Origin of the sequence: Micromonospora sp. NPDC049580, from assembly GCF_040675595.1 — a bacterium.
Taxonomy (GTDB): domain Bacteria; phylum Actinomycetota; class Actinomycetes; order Mycobacteriales; family Micromonosporaceae; genus Micromonospora.
On sequence record NZ_JBFAPG010000112.1, the window covers coordinates 1 to 14291 of the forward strand.

Here is a 14291-nt window from a genome sequence, read left to right on the forward strand (position 1 = left end):
CGGGGCTGTGGGAGGGCACCCGGTGCCCTCCCTCAGCCAGGTCAGCCGCGGGCGCGGTTGACGGCGCTGGTGACCGCCTTGATGGACGCGGTGACGATGTTGGCGTCGGTGCCGACACCCCAGACCGTCCGACCGTCCACCTCGCACTCCACATAGGCGGCGGCCTGCGCGTCCCCACCGGAGGACAGCGCGTGCTCGTGGTAGTCGAGCACCCGGACGCCCACCCCGACCGAACCGAGCGCGTTGACGTACGCGTCGATCGGGCCGTTGCCGACCGCGGTGAGCGACCGCTGCTCGCCGCCCACACCGACCTGTGCCTCGATCTCGACCTTGCCGTCGGTGGTGCCGATCGTGTAGCCGGCGAACCGGACCGCCGGGTCGGGCTGGTGGTCGAGCAGGTAGTGCGTCGCGAAGATCTCCCACATGGCGCGCGGGTCGACCTCGCCGCCGTCGTGGTCGGTGACCTGCTGCACGACCCCGGAGAACTCGATCTGGAGTCGGCGGGGCAGGTCCAGTTGGTGCTCGCTCTTCATGATGTACGCGACGCCGCCCTTGCCGGACTGCGAGTTGACCCGGATGACCGCCTCGTAGGTGCGGCCCAGGTCCTTCGGGTCGATCGGCAGGTACGGGACCGCCCAGGTGTGCTCGTCCATCGGCACGCCGGCCGCCTTCGCGTCGGCGGCGAGGGCGTCGAAGCCCTTCTTGATGGCGTCCTGGTGGGAGCCGGAGAAGGCGGTGTAGACCAGGTCGCCCGCGTACGGGTGGCGCTCGTGCACCGGGAGTTGGTTGCAGTACTCGACGGCCCGCCGGATCTCGTCGATGTTCGAGAAGTCGATCATCGGGTCGATGCCCTGGGAGAAGAGGTTGAGCCCCAGCGTCACCAGGTCGACGTTGCCGGTGCGCTCGCCGTTGCCGAACAGGCAGCCCTCGATCCGGTCCGCGCCGGCCAGCAGGCCCAGCTCGGCGGCGGCCACCCCGGTGCCCCGGTCGTTGTGCGGGTGCAGGCTGAGCACGATGCTGTCCCGGCGCGGCAGGTGCCGGTGCATCCACTCGATCGAGTCGGCGTACACGTTCGGGGTCGCCATCTCGACGGTGGCCGGCAGGTTGATGATCAGCGGCCGGTCCGGCGTCGGGTCGATCACGTCGATCACCCGGGAGCAGACCTCCAGCGCGTACTCCAGCTCGGTGCCCGTGTACGACTCCGGCGAGTACTCGTAGAAGATCTCCGTGTCCGGGGTGTGGATCTCCGCGTACTTCTGGCAGAGCCGCGCACCGGTGGTGGCGATGTCGGCGATGCCGTCCTTGTCCAGACCGAAGACCACCCGCCGCTGGAGGGTGGAGGTCGAGTTGTAGAAGTGCACGATGGCCCGCTTCGCGCCGCGCAGCGACTCGAACGTCCGGTCGATCAGGTGCTCCCGGCACTGGGTGAGCACCTGGATGGTGACGTCGTCCGGGATCATGTCCTGCTCGATGAGCTGCCGGACGAAGTCGAAGTCGGTCTGGCTGGCCGACGGGAAGCCGACCTCGATCTCCTTGTAGCCCATCTGGACCAGCAGCTGGAACATCCGCCGCTTGCGCTCGGGCGACATCGGGTCGATCAGCGCCTGGTTGCCGTCCCGGAGATCCACCGCGCACCAGCGCGGGGCGGCCTCGACGGTGCGTGTGGGCCAGGTGCGATCCGGCAGGTCGATCCGGAACTGCTCCCGGTAGGGCTGGTAGCGGTGGTTCGGCATCCGGCTGGGGCGCTGCCGGGCGATCGGATCGGTCTCGGCGTCGGTGACAGGTTGAGCCATCTCAGAGTGCTCCCTGGAACATGTGGCGTCAGCAGATCGGAAGGTGTCGGCGAGGTGCCGGGCGACGGTGCGCGGCGGTGCCGAGAGGAAACTCAGATGTGCTGGACGGCGCGATGCGACTCCGCGACGAGGTGCCGGCCGGTCAGGCCCCGTCGCGGCGGCTAAGGAGAAGAAGCGCCCGCCACATGACCAGGTCACCCTACGTGATGGAACCGGGGGTGGAAAGGCCGGTCCGGACTATGGGACCGGCGTCATGGTCTGCTCCTGGACCTCGGCACCCAGCCTCGGCGTCCGTTCGGCCCAGGCCACGGCGGGCACGATCGCCGCTCCGACCAGCACGAAGATCGCTGCCGTCGGTAACCAACCCCAGCCGCCGGTGCTGACGGCAAGCGCGGTCAACCCGGCCGGGGCGATCAGGTAGTGCACCTGTCTGCCGAGCTCGAACGCCCCCACGTACGCGCCGCGCTGGGCGGCCGGCGGCAGGGCGGCGATGAGCCCCCAGGCGCCCGCCGAGTCGATCAGCTCGGCGAGGATCAGCAGGATCGCGCCGGCCACCAGCACCACCACGGTGAGCGCGCCACGGGTGACCCCGGAGATCGGCAGGACCAGGCAGGACAGGGCGATCAGCAGGCCACCGCGGCGGGAGGCCCGCGCCGCGCCCGCAGCGGTGTCGGCGCCCCGGCTGACGCGTACCTGGAGCAGCACGATCAGGACCGTGTTGAGCAGCACCAAGGCGGCGATCAGCGTCTTCGGGGCGTCGGTGTGGGTGAGGATCCAGAGCGGCAGCACCGTCAGGTAGAGCGTCTGGTGCGCGGTGAGCAACCCGGAGAGCAGGGACACCGTCATGAACGGGCGGTCCCGCAGCACGGCGAGCCGGCTCATCGGCTCCTCCGGTCGGGCGACCTGCGGCAGCCGGGGCAGTCGCCGGACGAACAGGGCCGTGACCAGGAAGACCGTCGCGATGAACCAGACCATCGCCCGGTACGCCTCGATCGTGTCCACGGCCAGCACCAGACCGCTGATCACCGCGCCCAGCCCGAATCCGACGTTCAGCGACGAGCGCTGGTACGCCATCGCCGTGACCCGTTCGGCGGGCGGGAGCGCGTTGATCGAGTAGACCTGGCGGGCCACGCCTGTCGACGCGTCCACCGCCGCCAGCGCCACCACCACGGCGAGGAAACCGGCGAAGCCACCCACGAACGGGTACGACGCGAAGAGCGCCGCGTCCAGCACCAGCCCGACCACCCAGACCCGCTGCGGTCCGTACCGGTCGGTGAGCCCGCCCAGCGGCACCGTGCCCAGCAGTGACACCCCCGCCGAGATGGACAGGCCCAGCCCGACCTGGGCGGCGCTGAGCCCCAGCGCCCGGGTGAAGAAGACGGCGCTGCCAGCGTGGAACAGGCCGCTGCCGACGGCGTAGACCATGGCCTGCACGGCCAGCGCGCGGGTCAGCCCGGCCGGCGGTACGACGTTCTGGACAGCGGTGCGGATGGTTTCTCTGGCCCCCATGGCCGAGAAGTGAACCGGGACCGAATAGATCGGTCGAGCCTTTTAGGCTGGACCGAATCCTGCTCCCGGGGAGGGCGCGTGTCCGAGTTGCGATTCAGCCTGGCCGACGTCGCGAGAGTGCGGCTCGCCGTGTCGCCGGTCAACGAGACGGTAATGAGCATGTGGGCGCTGGCCAGCCCCGTTTACCACGCGGTGCACCTGCCCTGGATCGACCGCGCCCGGGTGACCATGCGTCGGCCCGAGGTGGCCGTCCGGGTCCGACCGCTGGTGGAGCTGGCCCGGCCGCGTAGTTGGCTGCCGGACTTCCTCACCCCGGCGGCCCGACCCAACGTGGAGATGACCGAGCAGCTCGACCAGATCGCCGCGACACCGCCGGCCGTGGTGGTCCAGGACCTGCTGGCGACCACCCCGCGCCGGCCGCTCAGTCCGTTCGGGCGGGCGCTGCTCGCCGACCCCTGGGGGCTGCTGCCGCAGCTCGTCGACGCGGTGCGGGTCTGGTACGACGAGGCCATCGCCCCGGACTGGCCGCGCATGCGCGCGCTGCTCGACGCCGACGTGGCGTACCGGGCCGCACAGCTCGCCGAGAACGGCGCCGGACGGTTCTTCGAGCAGCTCCACCCGAGCCTGCGCTGGCTCGGCGACCGGGTGGTCAGCGACGACCCGTTCGCGCGGGACTTCGACCTGCGGGACCGTGGGTTGGCGCTGAACCCGACGGTGTTCAGCGAACGTCGGGTGCTGTGGAACCTGCTGGAGGACTCGTTGCCGGCCGCCGCGTACCCGGTCCGGGCGGTCGGGACGCTCTGGGAGGCGACCGCGCCACCGCCTGGCGACCCGCTGGCACGGGTGATCGGCCCCGGCCGCGCCGCGCTGCTGCACCTGCTCGACACGGCCACCACCACCACCGACCTGGCCCGGCTCACCGGGATGTCGGCCGGAAACGTCTCGCAGCACCTGGCCGCGTTGCACGCCGCCGGCCTGGTCGGCCGGTCCCGACAGGGTCGGCATGTGCTCTACCGCAACACCGACGCCGCGGGGGTTCTGCTGCGGGCCAGCGGGGCGGCTGACCCGATCAGGTGATCAGGCGAGCAGCAGGTCGGCGACCGGCCGGCGGTGCCGCAGGCCGGTCTCCCGGGCGCGCAGCTCGGCCGGGAGGGCGAAGGGATCTCCGAGCCGACCGACGGCGGCGACCACAAGCGGTCGGACGCCGCCGGGCAGGTCGAGTTCGGCGGCGAGGCCGGCCCGGTCGAAGCGGACGAGCTGGCGGACGTGCAGACCGAGCGCGGTGGCCTGCAGGGTCAGGTGGGCGATCGCCTGACCGAGGTCGTACGCGGCCCGCTCGGCGTCGCCGCCGGTGTGCGCGCCGACCACCAGGGTCGCGGCGTGCCGGGCCCAGCCCTGGTCGTCGGCGGGAAGGTTGATCAGGATCCGTTTCCAGTTCTGGTCGTCCCGGTGGCCGAGGGCGAACCGCCAGGGCTGCCCGTTGTCCGCCGACGGCGCCCACCGCGCGGCCTCCAGCAGCGACGCCGCCTCGTCCGAGGTCAGGGTGGCGCTCGGGTCGAAGGCCCGAGGGCTCCAGCGGAAGGCGAGCAGCGGGGTCAGGTCAGCCATGCCGAGAATCGTCCTGTATGGGTGATTCGCTACTCAACGTGGGCCTGCGGGATGTGGGCAAAAGCACCCGTAACGGGATGAAGATCAGGACGTTCCCGCGCTCGGGCTGAGTGTCGGATCGGGCGTCGGAGGGGCCGCGGTGTCGAGGGGTTCCGCGTCCACCACCACCGGCCCGGCGAGCTGCACGGTGGCGGGCGCCGGGCCGGGCGGGGCCGCCAGCCGCAGCGTGCCGGCGTCGGTCCGGACGCCGGTCGGCGTGCCGTCGGTGTCGTAGCAGTAGATGCCGACGTCCAACGGCGCGTTCAGCGAGGCGGAGGTGGAGTCGACCGAGTAGCAGGTGCCGGTCAGCCCCTTGGGCGTGGCGGCCAGGGCCACCGCGAGCGGCGCGCGCCGGTCGGTCAGCACGTCCAGCCAGTCGGTGAGCGGATGCTGGATCCGGGGGTCCAGCCGGCGCGGGAGGGCGTCGTCACGTTCGCCGAGGCGTACGCAGCGCGCCGGCTCCGGGTGACCGGTCGAGGGCAGCGCGCACTGGAACAGCCCGTCGCCGGTCGCGGCCAGCGAGACGTCGGCGGTGCCACCCAGCGCCCCGCCCGGCACGTCGACCCGCCAACTGCCGTCGTTCGCGCTGGTGAACACGATGCTGCGGTCCGGTTGGCCGGTCCGGGTGAACACGTAGCGCGCCACCAGGTGGCGATCCTGTGCGGCGGCGGCCAGGGCGGCCAGCTCGTCCCGGGTGGCGTCCACCTCGACCGGGCCGGGGTCGGCTGGCGGCGGAGGCGGAGGCCGCTCGCTGGTGCAGGAGACCAGGACTGCCGGCAGGGCGAACACGAGCGGCCCGAGCACGCGGCCGGCCGAGCGAAAGAGGACGGGCACCGGCCCATTCTGGTGGGTGCGGGCCAGGCGCGGGCAGCGGCGTGCAGCCGTCCGCCCCGGCGTGTCGGGCGCGGCCTTTCGGCGTACCGCCCGAACTCGCGGACCTGGCCGCCCGCGTTGCCCGCACGGCCGCGCGGGCCGGATCGTGGGATCACCCGACCCGCCGCCGTGGCCCGCCCGATACCCTCATGGGGTCTGACACGCGCCGCCGGCCCCGGTTCCGGCGGCGTCGGCACGCTCAGGGTCACTGGGAGGGAGTGCACCGTCGTGGCACTCGTGGTGCAGAAGTACGGCGGGTCCTCCGTCGCCAACGCCGAGCGGATCAAGCGGGTGGCCGAGCGCATCGTCGCCGCCCGCAAGGCCGGCGACGACGTGGTGGTGGTGGTCTCCGCGATGGGGGACACCACCGACGAGCTGCTCGACCTGGCCAACCAGGTCAGCCCGCTGCCGCCGGGCCGCGAGCTGGACATGCTGCTCACCGCCGGGGAGCGGATCTCCATGGCCCTGCTGGCCATGGCCATCCACAACCTGGGGTACGAAGCCCGCTCGTTCACCGGCTCGCAGGCCGGTGTGATCACCACCTCGGTGCACGGCCGGGCGCGGATCATCGATGTCACCCCGGGGCGGCTCAAGGGCGCGCTCGACGAGGGCTCGGTGGTCATCGTGGCCGGTTTCCAGGGCGTCTCGCAGGACACCAAGGACGTCACCACGCTGGGCCGCGGCGGCTCGGACACCACGGCCGTCGCGCTCGCCGCCGCGCTGCACGCCGATGTCTGCGAGATCTACACCGACGTGGACGGCATCTTCACCGCCGACCCGCGGATCGTTCCCAACGCCCGGCACATCAAGGACATCACCTACGAGGAGATGCTGGAGCTGGCCGCGTGCGGCGCGAAGGTGCTGCACCTGCGTAGCGTGGAGTACGCCCGCCGGGCGGGGTTGCCGATCCACGTCCGTTCGTCATACTCGACCAACACCGGCACGATGGTCACCGGATCGATGGAGGACCTTTCCGTGGAGCAGGCACTGATCACCGGGGTCGCGCACGACCGCAGCGAGGCCAAGATCACGATCGTCGGGGTGCCCGACGAGCCGGGTGCCGCCGCGCGGATCTTCGACACCGTCGCGGGCGCCGAGATCAACATCGACATGATCGTGCAGAACGTCTCCACCGAGGGCACCGGCCGTACGGACATCTCGTTCACGCTGCCCAAGGCCGACGGCCCGACCGCGATGGCCGCGCTCAGCAAGATCCAGGAGCCGGTCAAGTTCAAGGGCCTGCTCTACGACGACCACGTCGGCAAGGTCTCCCTGATCGGCGCCGGCATGCGCTCGCACCCCGGCGTGGCCGCCGGCTTCTTCGCCGCGCTGGGCGCTGCCGGGGTCAACATCGAGATGATCTCCACCTCCGAGATCCGCGTCTCCGTCGTCTGCCGGGACACCGACCTCGACGCCGCGGTCCGCGCCATCCACGATCAGTTCGAGCTGGGCGGCGACACCGAAGCCGTGGTCTACGCCGGGACGGGTAGGTAGCGCCGATGACGGCGCTGCCCACCCTCGCCGTGGTCGGAGCGACAGGTGCCGTCGGCACCGTGATGTGTGAGTTGCTCAGCGGACGTCGCAACGTCTGGGGTGAGATCCGGCTTCTCGCCTCCGAGCGTTCGGTCGGGAAGCGGGTGCGCTGCCGGGGCGAGGAGCTCGTCGTCCAGGCGCTGACCCCGGAGGCGTTCGACGGGGTCGACGTGGCGATGTTCGACGTGCCCGACGAGGTCTCCGCCGAGTGGGCGCCCATCGCCGTCGCCCGTGGCGCGATCGCGGTGGACAACTCCGGCGCCTTCCGAATGGACCGGGACGTCCCGCTGGTCGTTCCGGAGATCAATCCCGAGCAGGTCCGCAACCGGCCCCGGGGCATCATCGCGAACGCCAACTGCACCACCCTCGCGATGATCGTCGCGGTCGCGCCCCTGCACCGCGAGTACGGTCTGCGGGAGCTGGTGCTCGCCTCCTACCAGGCGGTCTCCGGCGCCGGTCAGGCCGGCGTGGACATCCTGCACGATCAACTCGCCAAGGTCGCCGGGGATCGCGCGCTCGGCTCGCGCACCGGCGACGTCCGCCAGGCGGTCGGCGACGACCTCGGCCCGTTCCCGGCGCCGCTGGCGCTCAACGTGGTGCCCTGGGCCGGCTCGTCGGCCGACGGCGGCTGGTCGTCGGAGGAGATGAAGATCCGCAACGAGTCGCGGAAGATCCTCGGCCTGCCCGACCTCAAGGTCAGCGCCACCTGCGTGCGCGTGCCGGTGGTGACCGGCCACTCGGTGGCCGTGCACGCGGTCTTCGCCACCGAGGTCGACGCGGAGGGCGCCCGCGAGGCGCTGCGCAACGCCCCCGGCGTGATCCTGGTCGACGACCCCGCCGCCGGTGAGTTCCCGATGCCGATCGACGCGGTCGGCACCGACCCGTCGTGGGTCGGCCGGATCCGCCGCGCCCTGGACGATCCGCGCGCCCTCGACTTCTTCGTCACCGGCGACAACCTCCGCAAAGGCGCGGCCCTCAACACCGCCCAGATCGCCGAACTCCTCGCCAAGGAACTCCGCACCGCCTGACCCCCCGCGGCGATCTCGCGGTGTCTGCGCCGGCACAAGGGATCGGAGCGACAAGACGGCGACCGGAAGCGCAGGATCGGCGGGAGGGTTCACGCCGCGGCCAGGTGGACTCCGTCCCGGCCCTGGCGCTTCACCGCGTAGAGGGCCTGGTCGGCTCTTCGCAGGGTGCCATCGGGGGATTCGCCGGGGCGGGGCAACGCGACGCCGACGCTGATCGTGCGACCGGTCCGTCGAGCCGCCTCGGTCAACCGCTCGGCGATCCGGACCGCCTCCTCCGGACGGCTCACCTCGATCACCGCGACGAACTCGTCGCCGCCGATCCGGTACAGCTCGTCGCCGTGCCGCAACGCCCCCTCCAGCGCCCGGGCGAGCCCGACCAGCACCTGGTCGCCAGCCTGATGGCCGTACGTGTCGTTGACCGTCTTGAAGCCGTCCACGTCGATCGCCAGCAGAGCCGTACGCCCCGGGGTGGCCGCCGCGATCCGCTGCCCGAACGGGCCGGTGTGCCGCAGCCCCGTCAGCGGGTCCGAGCTGGCCTGCTCCCGCAGCCGGACGAGCGTGCGCAGCCGGTCCAGGCTGGTCCACACCTGCCCGGCGAGCAGCTCCATGAGGCTGACCGTGGTCGGGTCCGGCCGCAGCGCCCGCTCGTCGGCGACGAGCAGCGCCCCACCCGCGTCCGGCGGACCCATCGGAACGGCGATCAGCGTGCGTACCCCGGCCCGGGTCAGCGGCCGGTAGTCCTCGGTCGGCGGGTGCCCCGCCTCGCCCAGCGTGTACCCGGCGCCGTACCGGTGCGCCCGCTCGAGCATCCGGCCGAGAGCCTCCGGCCCCGCCTCGGCCAACTCCGCCCGGATGCGGGTCTCCAACTCGCACCCGGCCAGCGGCGGCGGCCCGAGCTGGGCGCCCTCCGGGCCGCCGGTCAGCAGCACCGCTGTGGAGAGGGTGGACACCTCCCGGGCGGCGGAGGTCGCCGCGCCGATCACGGCCTCCTCGGTCGGCGCGGCGGAGAGCGCGGCGGCGTGCCGGAGCAGCTTCTCGCTCCGGCTCTCTGACGGAGGGCCGCCCACTGCGGCGATGCGGGCGCCGAGTCGGGCCGCCAGCCGCTGCGCGGTCTCCCGCCACGGCTCCAGGTCGACAGGCCCACTCCACTGCAGGTCCAGTACGCCGATCACCCGGCCCGCCGGGTCGCGCACCGGCACGCACAGCTCAGCTGTCACGTCCGGGCGTACCGGAAGGTAGTCCGGGTCGGCGGTGACGTCCGGGACCACCGCCGCGACGTCTGTGGCGTACACCCGGCCGACGATCCCGGTGCGCGCCGGGACGGTCGCGAAGACCTGCCACGCGCCGGTCGCCGCCACGCAGCGCAGCCGGTCGTGGGCCTCGAGCAGCACCGAGATGGTGGCCGGGGTGTGGCGCGACAGCGCGGCGACCGTCCGCCGACAGGCCTCCGGCGCGGTCGACGCCATCGACAGGCGGACGGTGACGTCACGGATGACTCGCTGATGATCCACTCGCACGTCGTTCCAGGTAGGGGAGGGTCTGCGCGATCAAGCGTACCCACGCTGAGGGAACCCTCCGGGCTTCGTACACATGTGCTATCCACAGGCTGTGGACGCAGCCTGTGGGAAGAGGCGGCGGGCGATAGCGTGGAACTCCCGTCGCCGAGGAGGCGAGCACTCATGCTCATCGCCCAGCTCAGTGATCCGCACGTGACCACCGGCCTGCTCGCCGCCGAGCCCGCCGCCGGGCTGCACCGGGCGCTCGGCCGGGTGCTGGCCCTGCGCCCGCGACCCGACTGCGTGGTCATCACCGGCGACCTGGTCGACCACGGCCGACCCGACGAGTACGCCGCGCTGCGCGACCTGATCGGCCGGTTCCCGCTTCCGGTGTACCTGGCCGCCGGCAACCACGACGACCGGGAGTCGCTGCTCGACGCGTTCGGCGGCACGCCCTGGCTCGGCGGCGGGTTCTCCGCCTACTACCACGTCGACCACGAGGCGGCGACAGTCGTCGTGCTCGACTCGCTCACCCCCGGCAGCGGCGGCGGCAACCTGGGCGAGGAGCAGCTCGGCTGGCTCGACGGCGTGCTCTCCGGTAGGCCCGACGTGCCCGCCGCGATCTTCCTGCACCACCCGCCGGTCGCGGTCGGCATCCCGGCGGCGGACACCATCCGGCTCGCCGACGGGCCCGCGCTGGCCGAGGTGGTCGGCCGGCACCGGCACGTCGTGCGGGTCGCCGCCGGGCACCTGCACCGCACGGTCACCGTGGGGTACGCGGGCACGGTGCTCACCGTGGCGCCCAGCACCTGGAAGCAGAGCACCCTCACGATGGCCACGGACGAGGTGATCGGCTGGGTCGCCGAGCCGACCGCCTTCCTGCTGCACCGCATCGAGCCCGACGGCTGCGTGACCCATGTCGTGCAGGTCAGCCACTCGGCCGGCCAGACCTGCGGCTTCTGATCGCAGCGCCCATGCCCGGCACCGTCTGGTACGTCGCGTACGGCTCGAACATGCACGCCGCCCGGCTGGCCTGGTACATCGTCGGCGGCTGCCCGCCCGGCGGCCGGCGGACGTACCCGGGTTGCCGCGACCCTCGCCCACCGAGCCGGTCGGCGCCGGTGTGGCTGCCCGGCGGGATCTACTTCGCCGGCGAGTCCGGCGCGTGGACCGGCGGGATGGCGTTCTATGACCCGCAGCTGCCGGGCGAGGCCGCCGCACGGGCCTACCTGGTCACCATCGAGCAGTTCACCGACATCGCCGCTCAGGAGATGTACCGCCCGACCGGCGACACCGCCGACCTCGTCCCGGCGGCCGGCGCGGCAGTCGACACCGCCGTCGCCGAGGGGCGGGCGACGCTCGGCCCCGGCCGCTACGAGACCCTGATCTGCCCCGGCCTGCGCGCCGGCGTCCCGCTGCTCACCTTCACCGCCCCCGAGCCGGCGTCGGCCGTGCGGTGCCGGCCACCGGCACCGGCCTACCTGCGCATGATCGCCCGAGGGCTGCACGAGTCACACGGCTGGGCCGCCGAGCGGATCGCCGACTACCTGGCACAGCGCCCCGGAGTCGCGGACGGCTGGCCCCTCGACGCGGTGACGACTCTGGTCCGCGACGCGCTCACCACCGGCTGACCGGCCAAGCCCGGCTTCCGCCCGGATCGGCGGCGATGATCCACCGGCCGGATCGACCGACGAGATCATCGGACCGGATGGACGGGCCGGTGAGAGTCCGGACGCGTCCGAAGGTCGACCGGTCCGAACTGCCGGGCAGCGTCGCCGCGCACCGACCGGCGCACCACGCTCCACCGCCCGGATCGAGTTGGCGACGCGTCCTCCTCGCTGGCCACGCCCGCCCCGTCCCGCCGCTAGCGTCAGCGCTCCACGTCACACGTGGAACGACTGCGTCGGCGTTCGTCGGCCGGCGCACGGAGTGAGGAGACGGAATGACGAAGAAGATGATCGGTCTCGCGCTCGCGCTCGCCGGGACGCTCGCTGCCACGCTGGCCACCGCCGGACCGGCGCAGGCCGCGACTCCGTCGGTGCAGATCACCAAGGTCTACTACAACTCGCCCGGCAGCGACAACCGCTCGAATTCCAGCCTGAACGCGGAGTACGTCCGCCTCACCAACCGGCGGTCGAGCACCATCAACCTGAAGTCCTGGACGCTGCGGGACAAGGCGCGCCATGTCTACACCTTCAGTGGCGACGTCCGCCTCGCCGCCGGAGCGAGTGTCTACATCCACACTGGAAAGGGCAAGAACACGTCGACCCACCGCTACTGGGGGTCCGGCGCGTACATCTGGAACAACACCGGCGACAGCGCGTACCTGCGCGACTCGGCCGGGAAGCAGATCGACTCCTGCTCCTGGGGCAGCAAGGGCAGTTACACCTCCTGCTGAGCAAGCGGACGCCGCCGGTCGACCGGCCGGCGGCGTTCGCCGCGGACGTCGATCGACGAGATGTGGTCGGTGACCGATGGTGGACCAATCGGTGTATTCGCAGCTCTGCTGTGCTGCTCGGCTCGACCTGTGAGCGTCCGGATGAGAGGCTGGCCGGGCGGGCGACGCCCCAACCGCCCGCAAGCGTGATCGATCCTTCCGACGGCGTCGACGGCGGCCGCTCGACCCACAGGCCGGCCACCGCACGCGCCGATTCTCACGAGGAGTTCCATGTCCATACCCGGGATGCGTCGGGCCGCTGTCGGCCTGACCGCGCTCGCGGTGGCAGCGCTCGGCGCGGTCGCCACCACCCCCGAGCAGGCCGACGCGCGACCGAAGCCGGTCGACGTCACCCTGCTGGCGCTCAACGACTTCCACGGCAACCTCGAACCCCCGACCGGCTCCAGCGGCACCATCGCCGGGCAGCCCGCCGGAGGCGTCGAATACCTCGCGACCCACCTGGCCGAGCTGCGCGCCGCCGCCAAGAAGAAGAACACCATCACCGTCGCCGCCGGTGACCTGATCGGCGCGTCCCCCCTGCTCTCCGCCGCGTTCCACGACGAACCGACCATCGAGGCGCTGAGCATGGCCGGGCTGGACTACGCCAGCGTCGGCAACCACGAGTTCGACGAGGGCGCCGCCGAGCTGCTGCGGATCCAGAACGGCGGCTGCCACCCGGTCGACGGCTGCGCCGACGGCACCCCGTACCGGGGCGCCAGCTTCCAGTACCTGTCCGCCAACGCCTTCAAGACCGCCACCGGCAAGCCGCTCATGGCGCCGTACGCGATCCACAAGGTGCAGGGCGTCAAGGTCGGCTTCATCGGGATGACCCTGGAGGGCACCCCGCAGATCGTCAGCCAGCAGGGCGTCGCGGGCCTCACCTTCGCCGACGAGGCGGAGACCGCCAACCGGTACGCCCGCGAGCTGCGCCGCAAGGGCGTGGAGACGATCGTCGTGCTGCTGCACGAGGGTGGCGCCCAGGCGGCGACCGGTGGCATCAACGACTGCGTCGGCATGACCGGGCCCATCGTGGACATCGCCAACCGGATGGACCCGTCGATCGACGTGGTCGTCAGCGGCCACACCCACCAGGCGTACAACTGCAACATCAACGGCAAGCTGGTCACCAGCGCCAGCTCGTTCGGCCGCCTGGTCACCGACATCGACCTGAAGATCGACCGCCGCTCCGGGGACGTGCTCTCGGCCTCCGCGAACAACGTCGTGGTCACCCGCGACGTCGCCAAGGACCCGAAGCAGACCGCCCTGATCGACAAGTACAAGACGGTGCTCGGCCCGGTCGCCGGCCGCCAGGTCGGCGAGACCACCACCGCGATCACCAAGACCCAGGAAACCCTCTTCGGTACGACCCTGGGCGAGTCGCCACTGGGCAACCTGATCGCCGACGCGCAGCTCGCCGCCACCGATGACGAGCAGAATGCGGTCGCCGCCTTCATGAACCCGGGTGGGGTCCGGGCCGACCTCAACGCCGGCCCGGTCACCTACGAGGAGGCGTTCACGGTACAGCCGTTCGCCAACAACCTGGTGACGCTCGACCTGACCGGTGCGCAGCTCTACTGCGTACTGGAACAGCAGTTCGTCACCGGCCGGACGCTGTACCCGTCGTCGACCGTCGGCTACGTGGTCGACCCGGCCGGCACCACCGGCACCGTCGCCGACCCGTGCGCCGGCACCCGCGTGGTCCGGGGCAGCCTCACCATCGGCGGCACCGCCGTCGACACCGCCGCCACCTACCGGGTGACGGTGAACAACTTCCTTGCCGGTGGCGGCGACGGCTTCAGCGCCCTCACCGCCGGAACCAACCAGGTCACCGGCCAGATTGACCTGGACGCGTTCGTGGCGTACCTGACCGCGAAGTCGCCGGTCTCCGCCCCGACGCTCGACCGCATCCGCACCACCGCCGAGGTCCCCGCCGCCTGACGGCGTACCCCGCAACGATCGGGCCCCGGAGCACCCG

General features: G+C 72.1%; 12 protein-coding genes. 7 read left to right on the forward strand and 5 right to left on the reverse strand.

From position 1 onward, the window contains the following. Positions 1-41 precede the first annotated feature (41 nt). Both leuA and AB0J68_RS12445 read right to left on the reverse strand, forming a co-directional pair. Positions 42-1793 carry a 2-isopropylmalate synthase gene (gene leuA, locus AB0J68_RS12440; RefSeq protein WP_363938251.1) on the reverse strand — a complete coding sequence of 584 codons (1752 nt, stop codon included), beginning with the start codon at positions 1791-1793 and terminating at the stop codon, positions 42-44. 237 nt (positions 1794-2030) lie between these two features. After that, on the reverse strand, positions 2031-3302 hold the full coding sequence (locus AB0J68_RS12445; protein ID WP_363938254.1) for an MFS transporter: 1272 nt from the start codon (positions 3300-3302) through the stop codon (positions 2031-2033). A 78-nt stretch (positions 3303-3380) separates the two neighbouring features. Between AB0J68_RS12445 and AB0J68_RS12450 the strand changes: the two genes are divergently transcribed. Then, positions 3381-4379 (forward strand): ArsR family transcriptional regulator, encoded by a 999-nt coding sequence (locus AB0J68_RS12450; protein ID WP_363938256.1) that lies wholly within the window; start codon positions 3381-3383, stop codon positions 4377-4379. On the opposite strand, the gene AB0J68_RS12455 is transcribed toward AB0J68_RS12450, so the two are convergent. Both AB0J68_RS12455 and AB0J68_RS12460 read right to left on the reverse strand, forming a co-directional pair. Continuing rightward, positions 4380-4910, reverse strand: coding sequence for a nitroreductase family protein (locus AB0J68_RS12455; RefSeq protein WP_363938258.1), 531 nt, complete (start codon positions 4908-4910; stop codon positions 4380-4382). Positions 4911-4994: 84 nt separating this feature from the next. Continuing rightward, a complete protein-coding gene (locus tag AB0J68_RS12460; RefSeq protein WP_354856478.1) occupies positions 4995-5783 on the reverse strand; it encodes a hypothetical protein in 789 nt (262 codons plus the stop codon). A 267-nt stretch (positions 5784-6050) separates the two neighbouring features. Here AB0J68_RS12460 and AB0J68_RS12465 point away from each other — a divergent pair, with 267 nt between their 5' ends. After that, on the forward strand, positions 6051-7316 hold the full coding sequence (locus AB0J68_RS12465) for an aspartate kinase (protein ID WP_354856481.1): 1266 nt from the start codon (positions 6051-6053) through the stop codon (positions 7314-7316). Between the two features lie 5 nt (positions 7317-7321). Continuing rightward, positions 7322-8383, forward strand: coding sequence for an aspartate-semialdehyde dehydrogenase (locus AB0J68_RS12470; protein WP_354856484.1), 1062 nt, complete (start codon positions 7322-7324; stop codon positions 8381-8383). 89 nt (positions 8384-8472) lie between these two features. Here the strand turns inward: AB0J68_RS12470 and AB0J68_RS12475 are convergent, their stop codons facing one another. Beyond that, positions 8473-9894, reverse strand: a complete 1422-nt coding sequence (locus AB0J68_RS12475; protein WP_363938261.1) for a sensor domain-containing diguanylate cyclase — start codon at positions 9892-9894, stop codon at positions 8473-8475. A 168-nt stretch (positions 9895-10062) separates the two neighbouring features. Between AB0J68_RS12475 and AB0J68_RS12480 the strand changes: the two genes are divergently transcribed. The 4 genes from AB0J68_RS12480 to AB0J68_RS12495 all read left to right on the forward strand — a co-directional run bounded on the left by AB0J68_RS12480 (position 10063) and on the right by AB0J68_RS12495 (position 14254). After that, a complete protein-coding gene (locus tag AB0J68_RS12480) occupies positions 10063-10842 on the forward strand; it encodes a phosphodiesterase (protein WP_354856490.1) in 780 nt (259 codons plus the stop codon). An 11-nt stretch (positions 10843-10853) separates the two neighbouring features. Continuing rightward, positions 10854-11510: a histone deacetylase gene (locus tag AB0J68_RS12485; protein WP_354856493.1), complete on the forward strand. Its 657-nt coding sequence runs from the start codon at positions 10854-10856 to the stop codon at positions 11508-11510. A 311-nt stretch (positions 11511-11821) separates the two neighbouring features. Next, positions 11822-12277 carry a lamin tail domain-containing protein gene (locus tag AB0J68_RS12490; RefSeq protein ID WP_354856495.1) on the forward strand — a complete coding sequence of 152 codons (456 nt, stop codon included), beginning with the start codon at positions 11822-11824 and terminating at the stop codon, positions 12275-12277. Positions 12278-12547: 270 nt separating this feature from the next. Then, positions 12548-14254, forward strand: coding sequence for a bifunctional metallophosphatase/5'-nucleotidase (locus tag AB0J68_RS12495; protein ID WP_363938265.1), 1707 nt, complete (start codon positions 12548-12550; stop codon positions 14252-14254). The last annotated feature ends 37 nt before the right edge of the window (positions 14255-14291 follow it).